The sequence below is a fragment of the Janthinobacterium sp. GW822-FHT07H11 genome, from assembly GCF_058798615.1.
The window spans coordinates 1,582,986-1,607,107 of the sequence record NZ_CM179507.1 but is presented as its reverse complement, the minus strand read 5'-3'; the positions used below and the strand labels follow the sequence as shown (position 1 = coordinate 1,607,107).

General features: G+C 60.1%; 23 protein-coding genes and 1 tRNA gene. 8 read left to right on the top strand and 16 right to left on the bottom strand.

Annotated features, from left to right (window positions below; all coding sequences use genetic code 11):
• Positions 1-21: 21 nt before the first annotated feature.
• The 5 genes from AC3RCJ_RS07095 (at position 22) to AC3RCJ_RS07075 (ending at position 3,496) form a co-directional block, all read left to right on the top strand.
• The gene (locus AC3RCJ_RS07095; RefSeq protein WP_086144995.1) at positions 22-1,563 is read left to right on the top strand and encodes a fumarate hydratase; all 1,542 of its coding nucleotides are present in this window, start codon (positions 22-24) and stop codon (positions 1,561-1,563) included.
• A 67-nt stretch (positions 1,564-1,630) separates the two neighbouring features.
• Complete coding sequence (gene murI, locus AC3RCJ_RS07090) at positions 1,631-2,476, top strand: glutamate racemase (protein WP_492960289.1); 846 nt, start codon at positions 1,631-1,633, stop codon at positions 2,474-2,476.
• Between the two features lie 142 nt (positions 2,477-2,618).
• A tRNA-His gene (locus AC3RCJ_RS07085) sits at positions 2,619-2,694 on the top strand.
• Positions 2,695-2,900: 206 nt separating this feature from the next.
• Positions 2,901-3,200, top strand: coding sequence for a type II toxin-antitoxin system RelE/ParE family toxin (locus AC3RCJ_RS07080; protein ID WP_492960287.1), 300 nt, complete (start codon positions 2,901-2,903; stop codon positions 3,198-3,200).
• A complete protein-coding gene (locus tag AC3RCJ_RS07075; protein WP_116743337.1) occupies positions 3,200-3,496 on the top strand; it encodes an addiction module antidote protein in 297 nt (98 codons plus the stop codon). Before AC3RCJ_RS07080 ends, AC3RCJ_RS07075 begins: the two co-directional genes overlap by 1 nt.
• 28 nt (positions 3,497-3,524) lie before the next feature.
• Here AC3RCJ_RS07075 and AC3RCJ_RS07070 read toward each other — a convergent pair whose 3' ends face one another.
• The gene (locus AC3RCJ_RS07070; protein ID WP_492960284.1) at positions 3,525-3,971 is read right to left on the bottom strand and encodes a response regulator; all 447 of its coding nucleotides are present in this window, start codon (positions 3,969-3,971) and stop codon (positions 3,525-3,527) included.
• 289 nt (positions 3,972-4,260) lie between these two features.
• Between AC3RCJ_RS07070 and AC3RCJ_RS07065 the strand changes: the two genes are divergently transcribed.
• The 3 genes from AC3RCJ_RS07065 to AC3RCJ_RS07055 all read left to right on the top strand — a co-directional run bounded on the left by AC3RCJ_RS07065 (position 4,261) and on the right by AC3RCJ_RS07055 (position 8,052).
• Positions 4,261-6,375 (top strand): TonB-dependent receptor family protein, encoded by a 2,115-nt coding sequence (locus tag AC3RCJ_RS07065; RefSeq protein ID WP_492960282.1) that lies wholly within the window; start codon positions 4,261-4,263, stop codon positions 6,373-6,375.
• Between the two features lie 319 nt (positions 6,376-6,694).
• Complete coding sequence (locus AC3RCJ_RS07060; protein WP_492960280.1) at positions 6,695-7,354, top strand: DUF642 domain-containing protein; 660 nt, start codon at positions 6,695-6,697, stop codon at positions 7,352-7,354.
• A 248-nt stretch (positions 7,355-7,602) separates the two neighbouring features.
• A complete protein-coding gene (locus AC3RCJ_RS07055; RefSeq protein WP_492960278.1) occupies positions 7,603-8,052 on the top strand; it encodes a hypothetical protein in 450 nt (149 codons plus the stop codon).
• A gap of 330 nt (positions 8,053-8,382) precedes the next feature.
• On the opposite strand, the gene AC3RCJ_RS07050 is transcribed toward AC3RCJ_RS07055, so the two are convergent.
• The 15 genes from AC3RCJ_RS07050 to rimP all read right to left on the bottom strand — a co-directional run bounded on the left by AC3RCJ_RS07050 (position 8,383) and on the right by rimP (position 24,079).
• Entirely contained in the window at positions 8,383-8,763 is a 381-nt protein-coding gene (locus AC3RCJ_RS07050) for a hypothetical protein (RefSeq protein ID WP_492960276.1), read from the bottom strand.
• A gap of 151 nt (positions 8,764-8,914) precedes the next feature.
• Positions 8,915-9,487, bottom strand: a complete 573-nt coding sequence (locus AC3RCJ_RS07045) for a hypothetical protein (protein WP_492960274.1) — start codon at positions 9,485-9,487, stop codon at positions 8,915-8,917.
• 182 nt (positions 9,488-9,669) lie between these two features.
• Positions 9,670-10,005, bottom strand: coding sequence for an energy transducer TonB (locus tag AC3RCJ_RS07040; RefSeq protein ID WP_492960487.1), 336 nt, complete (start codon positions 10,003-10,005; stop codon positions 9,670-9,672).
• 43 nt (positions 10,006-10,048) lie between these two features.
• Positions 10,049-10,378: an energy transducer TonB gene (locus AC3RCJ_RS07035; RefSeq protein ID WP_492960272.1), complete on the bottom strand. Its 330-nt coding sequence runs from the start codon at positions 10,376-10,378 to the stop codon at positions 10,049-10,051.
• Positions 10,379-10,480: 102 nt separating this feature from the next.
• The gene (locus AC3RCJ_RS07030) at positions 10,481-12,226 is read right to left on the bottom strand and encodes a methyl-accepting chemotaxis protein (RefSeq protein ID WP_492960485.1); all 1,746 of its coding nucleotides are present in this window, start codon (positions 12,224-12,226) and stop codon (positions 10,481-10,483) included.
• 535 nt (positions 12,227-12,761) lie between these two features.
• Positions 12,762-13,223, bottom strand: a complete 462-nt coding sequence (locus AC3RCJ_RS07025) for a hypothetical protein (RefSeq protein ID WP_492960270.1) — start codon at positions 13,221-13,223, stop codon at positions 12,762-12,764.
• Positions 13,223-14,254: a tRNA dihydrouridine(20/20a) synthase DusA gene (gene dusA, locus AC3RCJ_RS07020; protein WP_492960268.1), complete on the bottom strand. Its 1,032-nt coding sequence runs from the start codon at positions 14,252-14,254 to the stop codon at positions 13,223-13,225. The genes AC3RCJ_RS07025 and dusA overlap by 1 nt, the downstream gene beginning before the upstream one ends.
• 5 nt (positions 14,255-14,259) lie before the next feature.
• Complete coding sequence (locus AC3RCJ_RS07015; RefSeq protein WP_492960266.1) at positions 14,260-14,451, bottom strand: helix-turn-helix domain-containing protein; 192 nt, start codon at positions 14,449-14,451, stop codon at positions 14,260-14,262.
• A gap of 310 nt (positions 14,452-14,761) precedes the next feature.
• Complete coding sequence (locus AC3RCJ_RS07010) at positions 14,762-15,427, bottom strand: GNAT family N-acetyltransferase (RefSeq protein WP_492960264.1); 666 nt, start codon at positions 15,425-15,427, stop codon at positions 14,762-14,764.
• 187 nt (positions 15,428-15,614) lie between these two features.
• Positions 15,615-17,447 (bottom strand): translational GTPase TypA, encoded by a 1,833-nt coding sequence (gene typA, locus AC3RCJ_RS07005; protein ID WP_492960262.1) that lies wholly within the window; start codon positions 17,445-17,447, stop codon positions 15,615-15,617.
• Positions 17,448-17,654: 207 nt separating this feature from the next.
• Entirely contained in the window at positions 17,655-18,590 is a 936-nt protein-coding gene (gene truB / locus AC3RCJ_RS07000; protein ID WP_492960261.1) for a tRNA pseudouridine(55) synthase TruB, read from the bottom strand.
• A 2-nt stretch (positions 18,591-18,592) separates the two neighbouring features.
• Entirely contained in the window at positions 18,593-19,009 is a 417-nt protein-coding gene (gene rbfA / locus AC3RCJ_RS06995) for a 30S ribosome-binding factor RbfA (protein ID WP_035825200.1), read from the bottom strand.
• A gap of 114 nt (positions 19,010-19,123) precedes the next feature.
• Positions 19,124-21,982: a translation initiation factor IF-2 gene (gene infB / locus AC3RCJ_RS06990; protein ID WP_076569133.1), complete on the bottom strand. Its 2,859-nt coding sequence runs from the start codon at positions 21,980-21,982 to the stop codon at positions 19,124-19,126.
• Between the two features lie 46 nt (positions 21,983-22,028).
• Positions 22,029-23,594 carry a transcription termination factor NusA gene (gene nusA / locus AC3RCJ_RS06985; protein ID WP_492960258.1) on the bottom strand — a complete coding sequence of 522 codons (1,566 nt, stop codon included), beginning with the start codon at positions 23,592-23,594 and terminating at the stop codon, positions 22,029-22,031.
• Positions 23,591-24,079 (bottom strand): ribosome maturation factor RimP, encoded by a 489-nt coding sequence (gene rimP, locus AC3RCJ_RS06980; protein WP_076569239.1) that lies wholly within the window; start codon positions 24,077-24,079, stop codon positions 23,591-23,593. Before rimP ends, nusA begins: the two co-directional genes overlap by 4 nt.
• Positions 24,080-24,122 lie beyond the last annotated feature (43 nt).

Genomic DNA, 24,122 nt, shown 5'->3' with positions numbered 1-24,122 from the left:
CTTATCCACCGCGAGAACACCATGACTGTCATAAAGCAAGAAGACCTGATCGAATCCGTCGCCGCAGCGTTGCAGTACATTAGCTACTACCACCCTGCTGATTACATCGAGCACCTGGCGCGTGCCTATGCGGCCGAGCAAAGCCCGGCGGCAAAAGATGCGATCGCGCAAATCCTGACCAATTCGCGCATGTGCGCGGAAGGCAAGCGTCCTATCTGCCAGGACACGGGTATCGTCAACGTCTTCCTGAAAATCGGCATGGGCGTGCGCTTCGAAGGCTTCTCCGGCACGGTCACCGACGCCGTCAATGAAGGCGTGCGCCGCGCGTACAACTTCGACGACAACAAGCTGCGCGCCTCCATCGTGGCCGACCCGCATTTCGACCGCAAGAACACCAAGGACAACACGCCGGCCGTGGTCCACATGGAACTGGTCGAAGGCAATACCGTCGACGTGAAAGTCGCTGCCAAGGGCGGCGGCTCGGAAAACAAATCGAAGATGATCATGATGAACCCGTCCGATTCGCTGGTGGACTGGGTCATGAAGACCGTGCCGACCATGGGCGCCGGCTGGTGCCCGCCTGGCATGCTGGGCATCGGCATCGGCGGCACGGCCGAGAAAGCCATGCTGATGGCAAAAGAAGTGTTGATGGAAGACATCGACATGTTTGAGCTGAAGCAACGCGGCCCGCAAAACAAGCTGGAAGAACTGCGCATCGAGCTGTGCGACAAGATCAACTCGCTGGGCATCGGCGCGCAAGGCCTGGGCGGCCTGACGACCGTGCTCGACGTGAAAATCATGATGCACCCGACGCACGCCGCGTCGAAGCCGGTCGCCATGATCCCGAACTGCGCCGCCACGCGCCACGGCCACTTCGTGCTGGACGGCTCCGGCCCCGCCTACATGACGCCGCCATCGCTGTCGTCGTGGCCGGAAGTGCACTGGACGCCGGACACGGAAAAATCCAAGCGCGTCGACCTGAACACCCTGACGAAAGAAGAAGTCGCCTCGTGGACGCCGGGCCAGACCTTGCTGTTGAACGGCAAGATGCTGACGGGCCGCGACGCCGCGCATAAGCGCATCCAGGACATGCTGGCCAAGGGTGAAGAGTTGCCGGTCGATTTCAAGAACCGCGTCATCTATTACGTTGGCCCGGTCGACCCCGTGCGCGACGAAGCCGTCGGCCCGGCCGGTCCGACGACGGCCACGCGCATGGACAAGTTCACCGACATGATGCTGGAAAAGACGGGCCTGATCGCCATGATCGGCAAGGCCGAACGTGGCCCGGTCGCCATCGAATCGATCCAGAAGCACCAGTCGGCTTACCTGATGGCCGTGGGCGGCGCCGCCTACCTGGTGTCGAAAGCCATCAAGCACGCCAAGGTGCTGGGCTTTGCCGACATGGGCATGGAAGCGATCTACGAATTCGACGTGGTCGACATGCCGGTGACGGTGGCCGTCGATGCGAAAGGCACGTCGGTGCACAACACGGGTCCGAAAGAATGGCAGGCGAAGATCGAGCAACTCAATAGCGTCAGCAAGATTCCCGTGACGGTCGCTTAAACAAGCTCTACCATAGACGCCGCGCGGCAACACCAGCGCGGCGTTTTTTTATCTTCAACGGCTTTATATGACTTCTATTGCAAGCAATGCCCGCCCAGACGCGCCCATCGGCATTTTTGACTCCGGCGTGGGCGGCCTGTCGGTGCTGCGCCATATCCGCGCGCAGCTGCCGCAGGAAGATTTGATGTACTTTGCCGATTCCGCCTACGCGCCGTATGGCGACAAGACGGAAGAACAAGTCATCGCCCGTTCGCTGGCGATCACCGCCTTTCTATTGCAGCAAGGCGCGAAGGCACTGGTGGTGGCGTGCAACACGGCCACCATCGCCGCCATCAAGGCGCTGCGCGCGCGCTACCCGGACTTGCCCATCGTCGGCGTGGAACCGGGCCTGAAACCGGCGGCCGCCATCAGCCGCAACGGCAAGATCGCCGTGCTGGCCACGGAACGCGCCTTGCGCGGCGACAAGCTGCTGGCCCTGCGCGAACAGGTGAGCGCCGCGACGGGCGCCACCTTCATCCTGCAGCCCTGCATCGGCCTGGCCGACCGCATCGAGCAGTGCGAGCTGGGCCACGACCCGCTGGATGCCACCAGCGCCATGCTCGATCGCTACATCGCCCCCATGCTGGAACAAGGCGTCGATACCCTGGTGCTCGGCTGCACGCACTACCCGTTCGTGCAGGACGCCATCGAGCGCACGGTGCGCGCGCATACGCAGGAAACGATCACCCTGGTGGACACGGGCGACGCCGTGGCGCGCCAGCTGGCCCGTTTGCTCGACGCGGCCAGCTTGCGCCGCATCAACAACGACGCCCCGCAGCTGCAGGGCTACACGACGGCCAAGGTCGAATCCCTGGCGCAAGCCTTCGCCGGTTTGCTCGATTTGCAGCCCCCTGTCGCGCACCTGTCCGTGTGAGCGGTGCGGGCAAAAGCGGCCGTTTTCATGCAATCTTTCGATTCTTGAAAAAAGACTGCATTTAGATTTGCCACTTTGCCGAGTTCTTTGTATAATTCGGCACCTGTTCAGCAAAACAGCTAAACAGGCAAGTAAGACAGTGGTGGCTGTAGCTCAGTTGGTAGAGTCCAGGATTGTGATTCCTGTTGTCGTGGGTTCGAGCCCCATCAGCCACCCCACAGAATTAGCGGTAGATAAAAGGGTTACATGCTTCGGCTTGTAACCCTTTTTTCATTTCCGCGCACCTGCATGGGGCAGCTTCAGCCCTCCCCCTTTCAGCAAGATGTCAGGCGAGCGCATCAGCGAACGAAACTCGTCGGTGCACAACAATGAAACCTGATGCATACACTTGATTTGTCGTATCCCAAAGAATACACTTGTATGCGTGAAAAGCATCCATACCACTACCACGTTCGATGATTGGTTCAGCAAGCTGAAGGATCGGAAAGCTTTTTTCCGCATTCAGGCTCGTATCGATCGTGCCGAAGATGGCAACTTCGGCGATTGCAAGCCTGTCGGTGGCGGTGTTTCGGAAATGCGAATTGATTGTGGCCCAGGTTACCGCGTTTATTTCACCCAGCGTGGCATGGAAATAATCATCCTTCTCGCTGGCGGCGACAAATCAACGCAAGCGAAAGATATCAAAACGGCGCAGCAGCTCGCGCAAACACTCCAGGAGGTCTGATGGTACAAAAACTCAACAAGTGGGATAGCGCGCAGCACCTCAAAACCGAAGAGGATATCGTCGCCTACTTTGAAGCTTGCCTGGAAGAAGCTGGCGACGACGCATCCTTCATCGCCAAAGCGCTTGGCAATATTGCCAAGGCGCGTGGCATGACGCAACTTGCCAAAGACACGGGACTGGGACGGGAAAGTTTGTACAAGGCGCTGTCCGGCGAAGGCAATCCGAGCTTCGACACCATTTTGAAGGTGACGCATGCGCTCGGCTTGCAATTTCGCGCCGCAGCGCTGAACACCTGAGCACCCATCCGTCACAACAGCGGAGAACCTACCCCGCCAGCACCGACTGCAGCGTCGTCGCCAGGTCTTCCATGCGCACGGGTTTCACGAGGAAGTGGCGGAAGCCCACGGCCAGCGCGTCGTCCATGTACATGGGCAGGCTGTGGCCGGTCACGGCGATCAGCACGGCGTTGGCCGTCTCGGGATTGTGGTGCAGGCGGCGGCCGATTTCGATGCCGCTGATGCCGGGCATTTCGATGTCGAGGTAGACGGCATCGGGCACGCACAGCTTGACTTGCTCGACGGCCATCTGCCAGTTGCGCACCACCACCGCGTGGTGGCCCAGCGCTTCGAGCAGCATGGCCAGCGATTCGCCCACTTCCTGGTTGTCGTCGACCACCAGCAGATTGAGTTTGCGCGCAGCACTTGCTGGCTGGTCGCCCTGGCGGCGCTCCGCGGAGGAACTGCCTGGTGTCGTTTCAGTTGTCTGGCTCATTGTACGTTCACGTCTGAGGGCTGCAAAAACGGGAGTATACAAGAAGCGCGCGCAATGCCGCCGCACCCGAGCAATGGTGCAAAGCAGCAATCCAGACGCCCCGCTGTACCGCGCCAGCAACACTTCCCCACCCCCGCGCGGAGAAAGCCTGCCCTACGCAGTGTGCGCAATTGACGGATAAAATGAGAATCATTATCATTCTTATCCCCCTTGCGCCGGATGCCTACGCCACGATGTTGTCGCGCCGCCTGAGCGAACGCGCAAACATTGTCATTACGGAGATCCATGCATGGCCGCCACACCTTTCACCCTGCCGTTTTCCCTGCGCCCATGCGCGCTGGCCATCGCCCTCGCCTGCCTGGGTGTCCCGCTTGCCGCGCAGGCACAGGACGCCAACAACGCCAGTACGGCCGATGGCGCCGGCCCCATCCTGGAAGCGATCCAGGTCAGCGGCAATCTGCTGGGCACCAGCATGGCCGCCAGCACGAAGAATTTCGCGGGCGCCCGCACGGTGGTGCAAAGGGACGACATCGAGAACTCGGGCGCGGCCAGCGTCAGCGACGTGATGCGCCGCATTCCCGGCGTGCAGATCAGCGACAACTCGGGCAGCGCCGGCAGCGCCGTGTCGCTCAACATCGGCGTGCGCGGCCTGACCGGACGCTATTCGCCGCGCAGCACGGTCTTGCTCGATGGCATACCGATGTCGGTGGCGCCGTATGGCCAGCCGCAGCTGTCGTTCGCGCCCGTCAGCCTGGCCAATGTCGAGACGGTGGACGTGGTGCGCGGCGGCGGCGCCGTGCGCTTCGGCCCGCAGAACGTGGGTGGCATCATTAACTTCAAGACGCGCCGCGTGCCCACCACACCAGGCATCACGGGCGACGCCACGGTGCGCTACAACTCGTACAGCGAAGTGGGCCACAACACGCAAGCGAGCGTGTTTGCCGGCACCCAGCTCGACAGCGGCCTGGGCCTGGCGGTGCTGTACTCGGGCATCCGCGGCAGCGACTGGCGCGTCGGCAGCGATGAGAAGGTCAACGACTTCGCCCTGAAATTCCGCTACGACCTGAGCCCCACGGCCGAGGTGTACGGCAAGCTGTCCTACTACGACGTGACGTCGCGCACGCCGGGCGGCCTGACCGCCGCCCAGTACAAGGCGGACCCGTTCCAGAACACGCGTCCGACCGACTTCTGGAGCGGCGAGCGCAAGGCCTTCGACATCGGCTACCTGAATGCCCTGTCCGGCACGCAGGAATTCGAGGTGCGCGCCTACTACAACAAGAGCTCGCGCGAAAGCACCTTGATCAGCGGAAAAAATCTGGGCCACCAGCCGCGCAACTATGAAACGACGGCCATCGAGCCCCGCTATACGCAGCGTTTTATTACCGGCAAGGTCACGCAGGACGTCACCGTCGGCTACCGCTACCTGGCCGAGCGGGCCGATGAAACCATCTACAATGTGATCATCGCCAGCGGCGTGCAACAAAAGCCGACGCGCTTTGCCAACAACTCGACCGATGCCCAGGCCGTGTATATCGACGACAAGATCGCCATCGACGCGTGGCGCATCACGCCCGGCGTGCGCTATGAACACATCAAGACGGAACGCTACAACCACTTGCCGGTCGACCAACAGATCGAGTTGCTCAACAACAAGGCCCTGCCCTCGCTGAACGTGGCCTACTTGCTCAACAACAATGTGACCCTGTTCGGCAACTACAACAGCTCGTTTGGCGCCGTGCAAAATACGCAGCTCAATGCGCAGTCGAGCAAGAACCCGCTGCAACCGGAACTGGCGAAAACGGCCGAACTGGGCGCGCGCTGGAAGAATGGCCAGCTGTCGGCCGAAGCGACCTTGTTCAACATCAAGTTCGACAACCAGATCCAGTCCATCGGCAGCGGCGAAAACGTCGTCTTCTACAACGTGGGCGCCACGCACCACCGTGGCCTGGAAACGGCCGTCGACTACCGCTTCGACCAGTCCGGCCCGCTGGCCGGCTTGAACGCCTACGCCACCTACACTTACACCAAGGCGACCCTGCAGGATGGCGCGAACGCGGGCAACGACGTGCCCTTCTATTCGCGCACCACGGATACCGTCGGCGCCCACTACCAGCTGGGCGCCTGGGGCTTCGATTTGTCGAGCAGCCACCAGAGCCGCCAGTTCGCCGACGAGGCCAATACCGTGGCGGAAAACCCGGCCGGCAACCTGGGCATCATCCCGGGCTTTCGCACCTGGAACACGCAAGTAAAATGGACAGTGCCGGGCCAGAAGGGCCTGGAGCTGGTCGCCGGCGTCAACAACCTGGCCGACAAGCGCTACTTCACGCGCACCTCGGACGGCAATCTGGGCAAGCTGGTGGGCGCGCCGCGCATGGTCTATGTGCAAGGCCGCCTGACGTTCTGATCAGTAGCGCCTATCGAATCGCTATCGTGCGCAAGGCACGTTCAGCATGGAAAACCTGCGTCATTGTTGTAATGGCGCAGGTTTTTTTACACCCCCATGTCACAAAAATACCGTGATGCAATGGCATCAACAGCAGCGTCCACTCTGGCATGCGATTGCAATACATGCATGGTAGAAATTAGTTTCTACATGGACATAAATGATTTCACAATTGCACTTATTTTTACCGAGCATCCGTTCTTTTGGTGAGTTTTGGTGATATTCTTTAAATGTCATTCAAGAAATGAAATTATCCTTTAAACAATAAACTGGACACCTCATGAAAACGCCTGCCACCCTTCTGCAGATCGCCGCCCTGGCCACCCTGGTCAGCGCCGGCAACGCCAACGCCGCGACCGAACTGGTGGTCAACGGCAGTTTTGAAAGCGACGCCATCGCCTCGGCATGGGCGCCCGTCAGCGCCGTGACGGGCTGGACCTCGTCGGCCGGCGGCAGTTCGGCCTTTGAAATCCAGAAAGGCGCCACGCAGGGCGGCCTGGGCGGCTTCAATCCCGCCGCTGCCAGCGGCACGCAATACCTGGAACTCAATACGGACCGCCTGACGTCGGTATCGCAAACGATCGCCACCACGGCTGGCGGCACGTATGCGCTGTCGTTCGCCTACTCGGGCCGTCCCGACACGCCGGGCGGCGCGAACAGCCTGATGAATGTCTACTGGGGTGCCACCCTGCTCACGCCAACGGCGCTGGTGGGCAATAACGGCGGTACCTGGCAAACGTACAGCCAGACCCTGACCGCGCTGGGAGCATCGACTTCGCTGCGCTTCGAGTCGCTCGGCCCCGCATCCTCGCCATCCTATGGCTCTTACCTGGACAATGTCTCGGTGACGGCGGCCGTACCGGAACCGGAAACCTATGCCATGCTGCTGCTGGGCCTGGCCATGCTGGGCGGCCTGGCGCGCCGCAAGCGCGCCGCCTAGGCAGCCGCCGCCCCAGTCGAGCCGCCCGAAACGGGCGGCTTTTTTCATGCCCGCGCTGGCATAAAATCCTGCTGAATGTTGCCCAAGGGAATTAAATTGGGTCTACAATAGAGCCATATCAAGCAATGCCAAGCATCGCTCCGCCAAGGCCGCGAATCCGCCTTGATCAACAGCACGCATTTTTTGAACAGGATGGCTGGCGCAACCAGGACCGCTTCCGTTCCCGGCGATACCACCCACTAAGCACCATGTCTGAAGAAAAAACCATTACCGAAACGAGTTCCTACGGCAAGGAAACGCCCGTGGGACGTCCCGACATCGATGGCCGCGCCGGCATTTTCGTGCCCACCGCGGAATTCGATATCGACAACACCACCACCATCCGCAAGGGCGCCGGCATTGTCGGCTTCGGCAACCTCGATGGCACGCTGACCGTCTATTTCGAGGCCAACCGCTTCGACGAGAGCAATCTGCACAAGTGGGAGCACAAGGCGCGCAAGGCCTACGACCGCATGGTCATGGGCGCACCCACGGTGTCGAAGGCAAAAATCGATGCGCGCATGCTGGAACAGGTGGGCATCATCGATGGCATGGGCATCAACATCAAGCATCCGGAACGCCTGACGCACTGGCTGGCCATTTCGAATGTGCTCGATACGGCGCCGGAAGAGCCCGTGGTGCGCTGGAAAAATCGCTAGGATAGCCCGCAAAGCGAGGCCTGGCGCCAGTGACGGCATGTTGTCCTACACCGTGGCGGACATTCATCTGATGCCTATAAGCACCAAATAATCCTATGATGGAAGCATACCTACCGCGCCCACGCGCCTAACAGTTTGCTACCAGGAGTACGACATGTCCCGCCTCATCCCGATCAGCTTTGGCGCCTTGCAAATAGGTCTGGCAGGCGCGGCGATGTATCTCCTGTGCTCGGCGGACGTGCTGCACCAGGCATCCGTCTATTTCCACTGAAAACCTGTCCCGGCACGGGATGCATTCACCTGGCCGACAGGCCGCCAAGGCGGGACAGCTCAGCGGCGGCCGTGATAGCGGCCGTGGCCACCCCAGCCGCCACGGTGTCCACCATAGCGGCCGAAACCGAAGACGAAGTCCAGTCCGATCGAAACGGGCGGGTTGTAATAATACGGCTGCGGCGCATACACGGGCGCCGGCACGTAGACAGGCTGCTGCACGTACACGGGCTGCTGCACATACACCGGTTCATTCGTATATTCCACCCTGGGTTCGCCCACCACGCGGCTCGACTGCACCGGCTCGGACGACACGGTATGCCACTCATAGGGGTTGTAGGCGGCCTGCGGCGCGCGCGAACCATAATAGGCCGGGCCGGGCGGCGCCACGGCGCAGCCCCCCAGGGCCGCCAACGACAGTACTGCCAACAGGGTTTTCATCGCCATTCTCCTCATCTGCCACTTCTCTACGCTACTGCGTTAATTAAGTACTATAAGAAATAACGCGATGCTTTGCTGCGCTTTTACCGATTGTTACACCCCTACGCAGAGCGCAACATGAAACGTGGCGCAGTCGCCACAGTCAGTTCCGTCAGATAAAGGGAATGTCGCATTTGTCGATCGCCTTGCCGGCGGCATCGTAGCGCTGCACGCACACCTGGTAGCGCACGCCGTACGCGAGGTCGACTTGCTCGACCTTGCCATACTTCAATTTCCATCTCGGTTGCAGCTCTTGCTTGCCGCTCAGTGCCGCCACATCCTGCGGGATGGCCATGGCCGTCTGCACTTCTCCCTGGCGCGCTTCCTGGCGCCGTGCCACGTCCATCGACACGGCCAGCGCCAGGTCGACGCCGGCCTCGCTGTAGGCCAGCGCGGGTGCGCCGCGCCGGGCGCGCATCACGCCCCAGGCACACGCCCTGCCCGCGGCATCGCACTGCTTCAGCTGCGCCAGCGGAAAGTCTTCGGCGGCGATCCTGCCATGCTTGACCGGCCAGCTGGTGCGCACGCCATCGCGCTTGCCCGTCAAGGGATTATCCCAGCTCAGGCTATTGACGACGGCAACGGTCTGCCCCGGCTGCAGGCCGGCGGGCGTGCCCAGGGAGGCGCAGGCGGACAGCAGCATGCCGGCGGCGGCGATGGTGGACAATTTCAGGATGCAATGCATGGTGGGCCTCTCTGTAGGGTGGGACCGCTTGCGGGTGCCGTGATGATAGGGGTCGAGGGTAACAGATGCGCGCGCGAATGCCACGTTGCCTGGCGCACATAACAGGACGGGCAGCGCCCTTGCAAGCGCCGCCCGTCGCGGGTGAAGCAATGTACCGGACGCCAGCGGCCGGCGCAGCAGGATCAGTCCAGCTTCCAGGCGTAGTCGACCTTGGTCCAGGTCTGCGCCGCGGCGCCATCCTTGGTACCCGGCTTGAACTTGCACGCGGAAATGGCCTTGATGGCGGCCTTGTCCAGATTCTTGAAGCCGCTGCTTTTCTCGACCTTGGAATCGGCAACGCTGCCATCTGCATTGACCAGGAAGGACATCGACACGGTGCCCTGCTCTTCGTTCATCAGCGAGGCTTTCGGATAGTCCGCCTTGCAGTTCTTCGCATCGAACGATGCCGGAACCTCGGCCGCCAACGCCGCGGAAGAGACAGATACCAGCAATGCTGCTGCAACACTCACATAACGCATACTTTTAGACATGTGCTTCCCCATATTAGATCAGACAGAGTTGTTACAGCTTCCAGGCGTAGTCAACCTTGGTCCAGGTCTGCGCCACGCTGCCATCCCGGGTGCCGGGCTTGAACTTGCACGCGGAGATGGCCTTCAGGGCCGCCTTGTCCAGGTTGCGGAAACCGCTGGATTTTTCTACTTTCGATTCGACTACCTTGCCGTCGGCCGCCACCAGGAACGACATCGAGACGTCGCCCTGCTCTTCATTGATCAGGGAAGCCTTCGGATACTCGGCCTTGCAGTTTTTTGCATCAAAGGTCGCCGGCACTTCCACCGCCAGGACCGTGGCGCTCACGCCGGAGAGGAGTACGGCTGCGATAACACTACGCATATTCATAGTTACACTTTTACACTTTTCAACAACGTTAAAGAAAATCGTCAAACCGGCCACGCCTGCCCGCAGGCGCGACCGCCGGATCCGCCATCGCCTGCCTTAAAACTCTTCCCACTCGTCATTGCTGCTGCCGCCGCCCGCCGCCGCCTTGCGCGGCGCCGCAGCGGCCACGGGCGCGGCTGCCTCGGTCTTGCGCGTCAGCGACTTGACCGGGCGCAATGCCGGTGCCGGCTTGCGCGCGGCCACTGGCGCCGTGGCGACAGGTGCCGGCACGTAGGCTGCCGGCTTCTCTTCGCCTTCGACCAGCTTGAAGATGCTGACCACATGGGCCAGTTCCGCCGCCTGGTCCTGCAGGCTTTGCGCCGCGGCGGCCGCCTGTTCCACGAGTGCCGCATTTTGCTGCGTCATGCCATCCATCTCGATGATCGACAGGTTGACCTGTTCGATGCCGGCGCTTTGTTCCTGGCTGGCACTGGCGATCTCGCTCATGATGTCGGTCACGCGGCGCACGCTGTCGACCACTTCGCCCATCGTCACGCCGGCCTGGCCCACCAGGCGCGTGCCGCGTTCCGTCTTCTCGGCCGAATCGTCGATGAGGATCTTGATTTCCTTCGCCGCGCCAGCGGAGCGCTGGGCCAGGTTGCGCACTTCCGACGCCACCACGGCAAAGCCGCGGCCCTGCTCGCCCGCGCGTGCCGCTTCCACGGCCGCGTTCAGCGCCAGAATATTCGTCTGGAAGGCGATGCCGTCGATCACGCCGATGATGTCGACAATTTTCTTCGCCGATTCATTGATCGAGCTCATGGTGTCAACCACCTGCGACACCACGGAGCCGCCCTTCAGGGCCACGTCCGAGGCCGTGGCGGCCAGCTTGTTGGCTTCGCGCGCATTGTCCGCATTCTGCTTCACGGTCGAGGTCAGCTCTTCCATGGCCGACGCGGTTTTTTCCAGCGCGCTGGCCTGCATTTCCGTGCGTGACGACAAGTCGATATTGCCGTCGGCAATTTCGCGCGACGCCGTGCCGATGGTTTCAGTACCGACGCGCACCTGGCCGACGATGCCCACCAGGCTGTTGCGCATTTCCTTCATTTCCGCCAGCAGGCTGGAATTGTCCGATGGCTGGGTATGGATGCCGATCGACAGGTCGCCGTTGGCGATGCTGCCGGCGATCGATGCCGTGTAGTCAGGCTCGCCGCCCAGCTGCTTCAGCAGGCCGCGGGTGATCACCAGCGCCGCCGCCACGCCCATCGCCACGGCCAGCACGCCGAGGATGATCATGAACAGGCGCGCGCTGTCGAAGGCCTTTCGGGCGTCCGATTGCATCTGCTCGTTCAGCTTGTCTTCCAGCGAGGCCAGTTGCTCCAGCGCTTCCATCCATTTTTTCTGTACCGGGCGGATTTCCTTGATCATCACGCGCGTGGCGCCTTCCGCATCGTTGGCCATCCACAGTGCCGACGCCTTGGCGATGGCCGGCATGGCCGCCGCCTCGTATTCCTTGATCGAGGCAAGCAAGGCTTTTTCCTCGCCGGTCGACTCGATGGCGAACTTCTCCTCGAGTTTTTTCTGCGTTTCCTGGTAGGTATTCGTCTGTGCCTTGATGCGCGCCATTTCCGGCTCCATGTCGCCCGCATCCGTCATCAGGGTCAGGATGCGCAGCGAGGTGATGCGATCACTGACATTGCCGCGCATATCGATCACCAGGCGGGTGACGACGTTGTTGACATTGATCACGTGATCGAGACGTCCCTGGATTTGCGCCATGCGCGCGATGCCGACGACGGTCACCGCTACCAGCAGAACCAGTACCAGGGCGAATCCCAGGCCCAGGCGAGTACCAACCTTCATTTTTGCTAAATTCATTTCGGCTCTTCGGAAAATGAAACTATTGATAAGAATTTTGCCCGGCACGACAAGACGAAGGCTGCGTGACGCCGGTTTCCGCTTCTACCCACTGGTATGCTGGCGGTATCCGGCCGCACGCAGCCCGAGGTACTTCCTGGTCTTTCGCCAGCCCTGAAAAACCCAGTGACTGCGAATGCAAACTTGTTCCGCACGCTGAAATTTTGACACTGATGATGCGAGATCAACATCAAACATTCATATGAGAAATATTTGTCTATAATCAATTATAGGTGTAAATTTTGCCTCAAAGCAAGCAATAAGTACCTGAATAAAGGGCAGATTAACTTTCTTCGGGGAAATGGCAACAACGCCGATTCTTGCCCCATAGAAATGCCCCATGGCAGTGCGGGCGTGCGCCGAAACAGCGCATTTACAACACATGGCCTAGCCATATTGCATCGTTTGGGGGGAGGTGCTCAGAGGAAGGGGGAGTACGGACAATACCAGTGCGCAGGGGCGGCGGTATAGACAACTTAGGTCAGCGGTCCCAGCTGCAATGCAGTACATAGGCGTGGCGCTCTGTGCCAAAGACAAAGACGCTCCAGATGGCGCCCAATTGGGCGGCCAGACTGCGCTGGCCAGACGATACCAGTTGATACCAGCGGGGCTCGCCGCGCAGCAGTTCGGCCAGTTCGCGCTGGAAACCGTCGAACAGGCGCGCGTCGAGCGGCCGGCGGTCGGCCTCGCTCATCGGGTTCAGGCGCTCGAGCAGCCACTGGCGCGGCGTGCACAAGGCGCCGCTGCACGCGACTGTCCCGAGCGGCTGCAGGCGCAAGCCGTCCGGCGCTATTTTCAGCGCGCGGCACAGCGCGTCCAGGGACGCCTGCGGCGGCTGCGCGCCCAGATAGGTACACCCGAAGAGGCTGCCATCATCCTTGAGCGCGCTGACGGCCAGCAGGTAGCCCTCGATCACGCGCGCAAGGCCGTGGCAGTCGTCCATTACGCGGGCAGCGACAGGCGCGCCGCCGCTTCCAGCAGCAAACGCGGATCGCCCGAGGCCAGCTTCTTCGAGTCGGACAGGGTCTGGCGGAAGCCGCGCGCGCCGGGCAGGTTTTGCATCAGGCCCAGCATGTGGCGCGTGACGCTGTTCAGTTTTAATCGCCCCGCCTCCTTTGCCAGCTGCGCACTGATATACGGAATCATCGCCTCGAGCACCTGCTCGCGCGTCTTCACGGGCGTGTCGTCGCCGTAATAGCGCTGGTCGAACTGCGCCATCACATAGGGATTGTGGTAGGCCTCGCGGCCCAGCATGACGCCGTCCAGGTGCTGCAGGTGCAGGTCGATTTCGTCCAGGGTCTTGATGCCGCCATTGATAATGAACTCGAATTGCGGAAAATCACGCTTCAAGCGGTAGGCGTAGTCATACTTGAGGGGTGGCACTTCGCGGTTTTCCTTCGGACTCAGGCCCTTCAGGATGGCGTTACGCGCATGCACAATAAATGTCTTGCAGCCGGCGTCGGCCACAGTGCCGACGAAGTCGCGCACGAAGTCGTAGGACTCGCTGTCATCGATGCCGATGCGGTGTTTCACGGTGACGTCGATGTCGACCACGTCGCGCATGGCTTTCACGCAGTCGGCCACCAGTTGCGGTTCGGCCATCAGGCAGGCGCCGAACGCGCCCTTCTGCACGCGCTCGGACGGGCAGCCGCAGTTCAGGTTGACCTCGTCATAGCCCCACTGCTGGCCCAGCCTGGCGCTGGTGGCCAGGTCTGTCGGATCGCTGCCGCCCAGCTGCAGCGCCACCGGATGCTCTTCCTCGTTGAAGCGCAGATGGCGCTCCACGTCACCATAGACCAGCGCACCGGTCGTCACCATCTCGGTATACAGCCAGGTGTGGCGCGTGATTTCGCGGTGGAACTTGCGGCAATGGCGATCGGTCCAGTCCATCATGGGGGCGACGGAGAGGCGGCGGGAAGGCAGGGTTCCCGCTACGGCGGCACTTCCGACGGTCGGCTGGTCAATGATGGTCATGGTGATCAGTGGCAAAAACAGATGGGGTCGTCATTATACAGTGGAACACCAGGCTGCCTGCCATTGCCAACGCTTTCGCGGCTGATTGAACTAGGTGAACGGCCAAGGTATTGAGCAATATTTCGGATACTGCACTGGCCATCGTACATTGCCATCACTACCGCGCACTCTTGGGCTGCCAGGTAAGTTCCTGGCATTTCGACACGTCATAGGAGAAGGTGTCGCACTCGGCAGTAAAAGCGGCCGCTATTATGAAGGAGTACATGCAGTACTCCATTTGTCACGTCCAAATAAAAAAGCCACGGTTTTGCGTGGCTTTTAATCATTTATGCTCGGCGACTGGCGCCCTTGGGACATTCGTCACTGCAGGAACGCCATTGCCGCGATATACATCAGCTTGAAAAGCAACAGCACCACGAGGACTCGTTGGCGACTTTTTACGCTCAGCATGTACCTTGCCAGGGGAAGACGGTTTTAACTTCGTCAAAGCCTGCAAAAATTTACTTGTCATAATAAGATCCCCTTTCCTTCGGCGTACTCGTTCAGCAACTGCCAGCTTACACTATCGCCCTCCAGCTCAAACGATAGTTCGAGTGCCACGCCATTATCGTACCACCAATCTCGTCCTTCGTCTGTGCGCATGATGTCAGAAAGGCGGACGCAGCCTTGCAGCGCCTGCGGAAGCTTCCCTGATATCTGACCTGTCAGGGGAGCGTCAAAGCCTAAAGTAGGCCATACATGGTATCCGAAAAACATGCCACGATTCGTAGCACTGCCAGCTGCAAATAAAGTTACGGAGTGAAATCCCAACTCTTTTGCCTGGAAAATGCTCAGCATTACTGAACGCACACCTATACCTTGATCCTGAAACTCTTCGCGCACATAGATAGAGTCCACTGCCAATTCAAAACGCAGCTCTCCACCGCTGTTGATGATGAAATACTCTGACGGGTACTTGAACAAGGCATTTTTTACTTGCAAGTTGACAGTATCCGCTCCCCCGGCTCCCCGTGACACCGTGATCTGACTTCCGTCAGGCGCACCGGCAAGACGCGCTAGAAGCTCGACATTGTTAATGACATCAAACTCGTCCTCGTCGATAGAAGGCGCGACCGTCAAGGTAATGGCTGCTTGGTTAAAGAACTTTTGAGAGATGCGATCACGCTTATGCATATATCGTTGGCATTGAAGCTTAAAAATTGCTTTCTGCAAATAAAACAAAGAGGGAAATTATCTGATCCAAAGAAAAAAAACCACAAATGACAAACCCGCTGCGCGCATCACCGGTTAGTGTCATGCGGCGCAGCGGGTTTGGAAGCAACATGACGCACAGGCCATGTTGGCACTACATCATTACATATTACGCGTCGCGCGACGCTTTTTTACGCTCGTGCTCTTTCAGGAAGCGCTTGCGCAGACGGATCGATTTCGGCGTGATTTCGACCAGTTCGTCGTCCTCGATGAATTCGACTGCGTATTCCAGCGACATCTGGATAGGTGGTACCAGGCGCACTGCTTCGTCGGTACCCGACGAACGCACGTTGGTCAGCTGCTTGCCCTTGATCGGGTTGACGACCAGGTCGTTGTCGCGCGAGTGAATGCCGATGACCATGCCTTCGTAGACCGGGTCATTGTGCGATACGAACATGCGGCCGCGGTCTTGCAGTTTCCAGATAGCGTAGGCAACAGCGGCGCCGTCATCTTGCGAGATCAGCACGCCGTTACGACGGCCAGCCATTTCGCCACGGGTGTTGTCGACAGGCGCGTATTCATGGAATACGTGGCTCATCAGGCCGGTACCGCGGGTCAGGGTCATGAATTCGCCCTGGAAGCCGATCAGGCCACGCGCCGGGATCAGGTACTCGAGACGCACGCGGCCCTTGCCATCCGATTCCATGTTTTGCAGGTCGCCGCGACGACGGCCCAGTTCTTCCATGACGCCGCCCTGGTTGACTTCTTCCACGTCGACCGACAGGTTTTCAAACGGCTCGTGGCGCACGCCATCGACCATCTTGAACACCACGCGTGGACGCGAAACGGCCAGCTCGAAGCCTTCGCGGCGCATGTTTTCGATCAAAATCGTCAGGTGCAGCTCGCCGCGGCCCGAGACTTCAAAGATCGTGTCGTCGTCGGTCGGCGCTACGCGCAGAGCAACGTTGGCTTTCAATTCTTTTTCCAGACGGTCACGCAGCTGGCGCGAGGTCACGAACTTGCCTTCGCGGCCAGCCAGTGGCGAGTTGTTGACCATGAAGTTCATGGTCAGGGTCGGCTCGTCGACGGTCAGCATCGGCAGCGCTTCCGGGGTGTCCACGGCGCACAGGGTCGAACCGATGCCGATTTCGTCGATACCGTTGATCAGGCAGATGTCGCCGGCGACGGCTTCGTCCACCAGCACGCGCTCCAGGCCCTTGAAGTTCAGCACCTGGTTGATGCGGCCCTTGATCGGGGTCGCGCCTGGGCCATTGATGACCAGCACGTCTTGACCAACTTTCACGGTACCGCGGTTGACGCGGCCAATGCCGATCTTGCCGACGTACGACGAGTAGTCCAGCGAGGTGATCTGCATTTGCAGCGGGCCTTCAGGATTGTCGTCACGTACTGGAACGTGTTCCAGGATGGCGTCGAACATCGGCTTCATGTCGCCGCCGCGCACGTCTTCGGTCAGGCCGGCATAGCCGTTCAGGCCCGAAGCGTAAATGATAGGGAAATCCAGTTGTTCGTCGGTCGCACCCAGCTTGTCGAACAGTTCGAACGTCTGGTTGATGGCCCAGTCCGGGCGCGCGCCTGGACGGTCGATCTTGTTGACGATAACGATAGGCTTCAGACCCAGTGCCAGCGCCTTGCGCGTGACGAAACGGGTTTGCGGCATCGGGCCTTCCTGTGCATCGATCAGCAGCAGAACCGAGTCCACCATCGACAGGACACGCTCCACTTCGCCGCCGAAGTCGGCGTGGCCTGGGGTGTCGACGATGTTGATGTGGGTGCCTTCGTACTCAACGGCGCAGTTCTTCGACAGAATCGTAATGCCGCGCTCCTTTTCCAGGTCGTTCGAGTCCATGACTCGGGTGTCGACCGCTTGGTTTTCACGGAAGGTGCCGGACTGACGCAGCAGCTGATCCACCAGCGTGGTTTTGCCGTGGTCAACGTGGGCGATAATGGCGATATTACGAATTGCGCGTTTTGTATTTGACATGGTCGTAGTAGTTACTGAAAAACTGCGGAGTGCGTACAAGATGTACGAGATACCCGAATGCTAATCTATTTCCGGAACCGCGTAGTATAGCATGTTGCGTTGCAACGCTATCTAAAAATGCTGGCGGCTCCCGCAGTCGGGGACGGATTGTTTAAAAAAGCGACACTGTTTAACGAGTGTCGCTGGGTAATATGACGTTGCTGTGACTTATTGATGTGCTGTCGCGATCAGGCGCTCCGGCGCCAGGATGCTGTATTCCTGCAACTGGCCCGTACCCAGCAGCTTGGCATCGTGATACACGCGCACCCTGCCCGGTTCGGCTGGTACGGCGACGTCTTCCTTGCCCAGCGCGATGCGCTGGCCATGCAGGAAGCGCTTGGCCAATTCGTCCGTCAGCTGGACGGCGGGAAAGCTCGACAGCAAGGCATCGACGGGCGCCAGCAAGCTCAACGGCGCGGCGTGCGCCGTCAGCTCGTCCAGCGTGACGACACCATCGAGTGTCAAACTGCCGACTTGCGTGCGGCGCAAGGCGTTCAGGTGGGCGCCGCAACCGAGCGCATGGCCGATGTCTTCACCGAGCACGCGGATATACGTGCCCTTGCTGCACATCACGGACAATTTCAGGAACGGGGCGTCGTAGCCGAGGAACTCGAGCTTGTGGATGGTCACCGGGCGCGCTTCGCGCTCCAGCGTGATGCCCGCCCTTGCATACTCATATAAGGGCTTGCCGTCCCTTTTCAAGGCCGAGTACATGGGCGGCGTCTGCAGAATCGGCCCGCGGAACGTCGCCAGCACGGCTTCGATCTGCTCCGTGGTGACGTTCACGTCGCGCGTTTCCAGCACTTCGCCCTCGGTATCGCCCGTATCCGTCGTCTGCCCCAGGTGCACCAGGGTTTCGTAGGTCTTGTCGGCTTCCAGCAAGTCCTGCGAGAACTTCGTCGCCTCGCCAAAGCACAGCGGCAGCAAGCCCGTGGCGAACGGGTCCAGCGTGCCCGTATGGCCCGCCTTCTTCGCGTTCAACACGCGCTTGGCCTTGATCAGGGCGTCGTTGCTGGACCAGCCCACGGGCTTATCGAGCAGCAAGACGCCGTCGACCAGGTCGCGCACCCGCTTGATGCCGGGCGGTTTCTTCGGACCGGCCACTGTTATTGCTCGTCCGCTTCTGGTTTGACATCGGGCTCGGCGTCGGCCGCGCGCGTGGCGTTGGCCTTGTCGATCAGGAGCGACATTTCCATGCCGCGCGAGGTCGAGCTGTCGTGCACGAAATGCAGCATCGGCAGGGTGTGGATGTGCAGGCGCTTGCCCAGCAAGCCACGGATGAAGCCGGACGCTGCCATCAGGCCTTCGGTGGTGTTCTTGATGGCTTCCTTGCTGTCTTTCAACATCGTGAAAAACACCTTGGCATGCGCGTAATCGGGCGTGATCTGCACTTCGGTGATGGTGATCATCGTGCCCACGCGCGGGTCTTTCAATTCGTAGGCGACGATTTCGGCCAGATCGCGCTGGATCTGGTCCGCCACGCGCAAGCCGCGCGCCGGCATGGTTTTGCTATGTTTAGCCATGATTTTATGCTGTCCTAAGTGCCGCAGGGCGCATGGGTCAAACGGTTGCCCGTTGACCAATGCGCCCCACGTGTTTGCGCGGACATCACTATGTCCGCGCCATTACTGCTGTGATTACAGGGTACGAGCGATTTCCTGGACTTCGAACACTTCCAGCGTGTCGCCAACCTGAATGTCGTTGTAGTTCTTCAGCGACAGGCCGCACTCCAGACCGGCGCGAACTTCTTTCGCATCGTCCTTGAAGCGTTTCAGGGAGTCGATCTCGCCGCTCCACACCACGATGTTGTTGCGCAACAGGCGGACGGAAGAAGCACGCTTGACCACGCCATCGGTGACCAGGCAACCGGCAATCGCGCCCACTTTCGAGACCAGGATAACCTGGCGGATCTCGACCTGGCCGATGACGGTTTCGCGTTTTTCTGGTGCCAACATGCCCGACAACGCCGATTTGATCTCGTCGATCGCATCGTAAATGATGTTGTAGTAGCGAATGTCCACGCCATTCGACTCGGCCAGCTTGCGTGCCTGGGCGTCGGCACGGGCGTTGAAGCCGATGATGACCGCTTTCGAGGCGACTGCCAGGTTGACGTCCGATTCCGTGATGCCGCCGACGGCCGCGTGCACCACTTGTACGCGTACTTCGGAGGTCGACAGTTTCTGCAGCGAACCGACCAGCGCTTCTTGCGAACCTTGCACGTCGGTTTTGATGATCAATGGCAAGTTTTTCACTTCGCCTTCGGCCATCTGGTCGAACATGTTTTCCAGTTTCGCGGCTTGCTGTTTCGCCAGTTTCACGTCGCGGAACTTGCCTTGACGGAACAGACCGATTTCGCGCGCCTTGCGCTCGTCAGCCATGACGACGACTTCTTCACCGGCAACCGGCACTTCCGTCAGACCCTGGATTTCGACCGGAATCGAAGGACCGGCTTCAGCGATGGCTTTGCCGTTCTCGTCCAGCATGGCGCGAACGCGGCCATACGAAGAGCCCGCCAAAATCACGTCGCCGCGGCGCAAGGTACCGGACTGCACCAGGATCGTCGCGACAGGACCACGGCCCTTGTCCAGACGCGCCTCGACTACCAGGCCGCGCGCAGGCGCATCGACCGGTGCCGTCAGTTCCAGCACTTCGGCTTGCAGCAGCACTTGTTCCAGCAGGTCGTCGATGCCCTGGCCCGTTTTGGCCGACACCGGCACGAATGGCGATTCGCCACCGTATTCTTCCGGCACGACTTGTTCGGCGACCAGTTCCTGCGTCACGCGGTCAACGTTGCCGCCCGGTTTGTCGACCTTGTTGATCGCCACCACCAGCGGTACGCCGGCTGCTTTCGCATGGGCAATCGCTTCTTTCGTTTGCGGCATCACGCCATCGTCGGCGGCAACCACCAGAATGACGATGTCGGTTGCCTTGGCGCCACGGGCACGCATGGCGGTAAACGCTTCGTGGCCCGGGGTGTCGAGGAAGGTGATCATGCCGCGTGGCGTATCGACGTGGTAAGCGCCGATATGCTGCGTAATGCCGCCCGCTTCGCCGGAGGCAACCTTGGCGCGACGAATATAGTCCAGCAGCGAGGTCTTGCCGTGGTCGACGTGACCCATGACGGTGACCACCGGTGCGCGTGGCTTGGTTTCGAAGTGCGCATGTTCGCCCACATCGGCCAGCAGCGCTTCCGGATCGTCCAGTTCGGCGGCGAACGCCTTGTGGCCCATTTCTTCCACCAGAATCATGGCGGTTTCCTGGTCCAGCACCTGGTTGATCGTGCACATCTGGCCCAATTTCATCAAATGCTTGATGACTTCGGATGCCTTGACGGACATTTTGTGCGCCAGTTCGGCCACGGTGATCGTTTCCGGTACGTGCACGTCCTTGACGACGGCTTCCGTCGGTGCCTGGAAGTTCGATTCACGGTCGTCATGGTGCGTCGGGCGACGGCCCTTCGCGCCACCGCGCCAGCTGTCACGGCCGCCCGGGCCGCTATTGCCGCGTGGCTTGGGACCACCGGTGGTGCCGCGTTTTTTCGCGTCATCGGACCAGGTGGACGACACATTGGCCGACTTGATGGATTTCTTGTCTGCAACAGCAGGCTTCTTGTCGCCCGGCTTGTCGCCAGGTTTCTTGTCAGCAGGCTTGTGCAGGGTGCCTTCCGGCGCCTTCGGCTTGACGGGAACCGGTACGGGTTCCGGTGCCTTGATGGCGCGGCGTGGCGCGTTCATCATGGCCTTGATCTGGGCGACTTCGTCGGCAACGGCCTTGCGTGCACGCTCGGTGGCTTCCGCTTTATCGGCGGCTTCCTTGGCGGCAACAGCAGCGGCAGCGGCTTTCTTCTTCGCTTCTTCGGCGGCAGCGGCTTTTTTCGCTTCGGCGGCGGCGTCGTCGACGACAGGCGCGGCGGCGCTGGCGACAGGCGCGGCGGCAGCCTTGGCGGCCGCTTTCTTCGCTTCCGCTTCAGCTTCTTTCTTCGCAGCAAGTTCAGCCTGTTGCGTGGCTTTCGCCTGGGCTTCTTTTTCCGCGTCCAGCTTGGCCAGACGTTCCTGCTTTTCGCGCAGGTCGGCTTCCTGGCGGGCGATCAGTTCAGCCTGTTTACGGGCTTCTTCTTCACGGCGCGCCACGTCGGCGGGATCGATCACCGGCGCGGCAGGCGCGACCGGTTCTGCCGCGACCGGCGCCGCTTCGTCACGCTGGACGAAGGTGCGTTTCTTGCGCACTTCCACCTGGATGGTGCGCGACTTGCCGGTGGCGTCAGCTTGCTTGATTTCAGTCGTTTCCTTGCGGGTCACGGTGATTTTCTTCTTTTCTGTGTCAGCCGCTGCGCCATGGGTGCGGCGCAGATGATCCAAAAGCTTGTCCTTATCATCTTTCGACAATGGATCTGACGTCGAACTTTTCTCGACGCCGGCAGAACGCAGCTGCGTCAGCAGCAAATCTGCAGGCATCTTCAGTTCGGTGGCAAATTGGGCTACGTTGTTACTCGCCATTCAGTCCTCTTTTCTATGTGTCGCGGAGATGATAAAGATACTCAAATTAAGCCTTTGCGGATTCGGCCAGACTCCATGCCTTGGCCTGCAGCGCCTTGGCACGATCGTCGTATTTCGAGTCAACCAACTTCATCTCATCGTCGGTCACATCTTTAAATTCACTTGTAATCAGTTCACGCGCACGGTCCGCAGACAAGGCCAGGATTGCGCCAAATTCGTCATATGCCAGTGCTGCAAATGCTTCAACGGTCTTGATACCAGCCAGACCCAGCTTGCCGGCGGTGACGCGGTCCATGCCTTCCAGACCCACCAACGCCTCGTCCATGCCTTCCAGACCCTCTTCCGAAGCAATCGCTTCGGTCACGAGCGCATCACGCGCACGGGTACGGAGTTCATTGACGGTATCTTCGTCAAACGATTCGATTTCCAGCATTTCGGAAATTGGCACGTAAGCGATTTCTTCCAGACTGGCGAAACCTTCTTCCACCAGAATATCGGCCACTTCCTGGTCGACATCGAGCTTTTCCATGAACAGGATGCGCACGGCAGCCGTTTCCTGGGCAGCTTTGTCGGCCGATTCTTCGGCCGTCATGATGTTGATCTTCCAGCCGGTCAGGTCCGAGGCCAGGCGCACGTTCTGGCCGGAACGGCCAATCGCGATTGCCAGGTTTTCTTCATCGACGACGACATCCATCGCGTGTTTTTCTTCATCGACCATGATCGACGACACGTTCGCCGGCGCCAGGGCACCGATGACGAACTGCGCCGGATCTTCCGACCACAGCACGATGTCGACGCGTTCGCCGCCCAGTTCACCGGTCACGGCCTGCACGCGCGAACCGCGCATGCCGACACAGGTACCGATAGGGTCGATGCGCTTGTCGGCCGTGTAGACGGCGATCTTGGCGCGCACGCCGGCATCGCGGGCGGCGGATTTGATTTCCAGCATGCCTTGCTCGATTTCCGGCACTTCCAGCTCGAACAGCTTCATGATGAATTCTGGCGCGGTGCGCGACAGGATCACTTGCGGGCCGCGCATATTGCGGTCGATGCGCAAGATGTATGCACGCACACGGTCGCCGATACGCAGATTCTCTTTCGGGATCATCTGGTCGCGTGGCAGACGTGCTTCGATCTTGCCCGATTCGACGATGGCGTCGCCGCGTTCCATGCGCTTGATGGTGCCGGTGACGAGCGAATCGCCGCGTTCCAGGAAGTCGACCAGGATCTGTTCGCGCTCGGCGTCACGCACGCGCTGCAGGACAACCTGTTTGGTATCCTGGGCGAAACGGCGGCCGAATTCGACGGATTCGATCGGTTCTTCGATGTGGTCATCGACTTCGATATCGGGAATCTGTTCTTTTGCCTCGAAATGCAGGATCTCCTGATCCGGCAATTGCAGGCCCGCTTCATCGGGCACCACGTGCCAGCGGCGGAACGATTCGAATTCGCCCGTTTCGCGGTCGATCGAAACGCGGATGTCTACTTCACCCTCATACCGTTTCTTCGTGGCTTGCGCCAACGCGAATTCGAGGGCGCCGAAGACGACATCTTTATCGACGTTTTTTTCGCGCGCCAGCGCGTCAACCAATAATAAAACTTCGCGGCTCATGCTTTGCGTCCCTTAAAAACCACCTGCGGCACCAAGCGTGCCTTATCCACATCCGCGAGCGTAAACTCCAACATCGCCGGACCATCCTTACCTTCAAATTCCAACGACAAATTGTCGCCCACGGGTTCATGCAGAATCCCCTGGAACGACTTCCGGTTGTTCGTACCCGGCATCGCCACGCGCAGCTTGACGATGATTTCATGGCCTGCGAAACGGACAAAGTCTTCCAGCTTGCGCACCGGCCGGTCCAGGCCCGGGGAAGAAATCTCGAGACGTTCGTAAGGAACGTTCTCTACCGTCAACACATGCGATAACTGGTGACTGACCGTGGCACAGTCTTCGACCGTGATCGGGCCTTTTTCAGCGGCATCCGCGGCGCTGAAATCAATAAAGACGCGCAGCAGGCCGCGCTCGGCACGTTCGACATCAACGAGCTCGTAGCCCAGGCCAGTGACTGTCTTTTCAATTAATCCCAACTGCTGCAAGAAATTCTCCAGAATAAGGCCCGTTTTCGGCATCGCGGCACTG